General features: G+C 48.0%; 2 protein-coding genes. One reads left to right on the top strand and one right to left on the bottom strand.

What is annotated here, in order from left to right:
- A partial coding sequence (tnpA, locus tag AC2A06_RS18505; protein ID WP_484381255.1) for an IS200/IS605 family transposase occupies positions 1-304 on the bottom strand: 304 nt, incomplete at its 3' end.
- A gap of 23 nt (positions 305-327) precedes the next feature.
- Between tnpA and AC2A06_RS18510 the strand changes: the two genes are divergently transcribed.
- Entirely contained in the window at positions 328-1,536 is a 1,209-nt protein-coding gene (locus AC2A06_RS18510) for an RNA-guided endonuclease InsQ/TnpB family protein (RefSeq protein WP_484381256.1), read from the top strand.
- Positions 1,537-1,580 lie beyond the last annotated feature (44 nt).

Raw genomic sequence — 1,580 nt, forward strand, 5'->3', positions numbered from 1 at the left:
GAGCTGCAATGTCAGGGCGATCACGACGAAGTAATCGGCTAGACACACCCTTGAGGCTGTTAACAAGATTTGATACCGCTAACTTTGGTGGGTAGTTAATCAGCAGGTGAACGTGATCGCCTTCGCCGTCCATCTCGACCAGTTCAACCTCGAAATCAGCGCATACACTGGCAAAGTAATTTCGTAGCTTCTCGATAGCATCCTGATCAAATACTCTGCGTCGATACTTGGTAACAAAGACCAAGTGAACATACATCAGAAAAGTACAATGTCTTCCTCGACGAATATCAATTTCTTTTGTCATAGGCCAAGAGTATAATTGTGGGTATGAAGCGACTGCAAGCCTTTAAATTCCAGTTAAGACCCAATGGTCAGCAAGAGCGTGATATGCGGCGCTTCTCTGGGGCTTGTCGTTTTGTTTTTAACCGCGCACTGGCGTTACAGAATGAAAATCATGAGGCGGGAAACAAATACCTTCCCTATGTAAAAATGGCCGCATGGCTGGTTGAGTGGAAAAAAGAACCTGAAACTCACTGGTTGAAAGAGTCACCTTCTCAGTCTTTACAGCAGGCGTTAAAAGACCTTGAGCGAGCCTATAAAAACTTCTTCCAAAAAAGAGCCTCATTCCCACGGCTTAAAAAACGTGGTCAAAGTGATTCATTCCGCTATCCGCAAGGTGTGAAGCTCGATCAGGAAAATAACCGTATATCGTTGCCAAAACTGGGCTGGATAAGCTACCGCAACAGCCGTGAGGTTGTTGGCGAGGTGAAAAACGTCACGGTTAGCCAGTCATGCGGTAAGTGGTACATGAGTATTCAGACTGAATACGAAGTCACTGAACCGGCTCATACCTCAACATCGATGGTAGGTCTTGATGCTGGCGTAGCAAAACTCGCTACGCTCTCTGATGGCACTGTGTTTGAGCCTGTAAACAGCTTTAAAACCAATCAGAAGAAAGTTGCCAAACTTCAGCGTGAAATGAGCCGTAAGGTGAAGTTCAGCAACAACTGGAAGAAGGCAAAACGCAAAGTACAAAACCTGCATTCTCGTATCGCAAATATTCGCCGCGACTACCTTCACAAAGTCAGTACGACAATCAGCAAAAACCACGCAATGATCGTCATTGAAGACTTGAAAGTTGCCAACATGTCAAAGTCGGCAGCGGGTACGGTAATCCGGCATGGGCGCAACGTCCGTGCAAAATCAGGCTTAAACCGTTCGATATTAGATCAGGGGTGGTACGAACTTCGCCGCCAGCTTGAGTACAAACAGCTTTGGCGCGGTGGGCAGGTGCTGGCGATTAATCCAGCCTACACCAGTCAGAAATGTGCTTGCTGTGGTCATACAGCGAAAGAAAACCGCCAGTCACAAAGTCAGTTCGAGTGTCTGGAATGTGGATATACAGAGAACGCCGATATAAACGGCGCTCGTAATATTTTAGCGGCGGGGCACGCCGCGTTAGCCTGTGGAGAGATGGCAGCTTTAGGCCGCTCGATGAAGCAGGAACCCACCGAGGCGAGTCAGGCTTCGGTCTGAACGCTGTAGGGATCCTCGCCCTTTAGGGCGGGGAGGATGTCAAA

The sequence above is a fragment of the Serratia sp. HNCC26DJ244 genome (assembly GCF_057180565.1).

Coding starts and splice junctions, on each gene's coding strand:
- AC2A06_RS18510 (WP_484381256.1), top strand. CDS start 328: ATGAAGCGACTGCAAGCCTTTAAATTCCAGTTAAGACCCAATGGTCAG.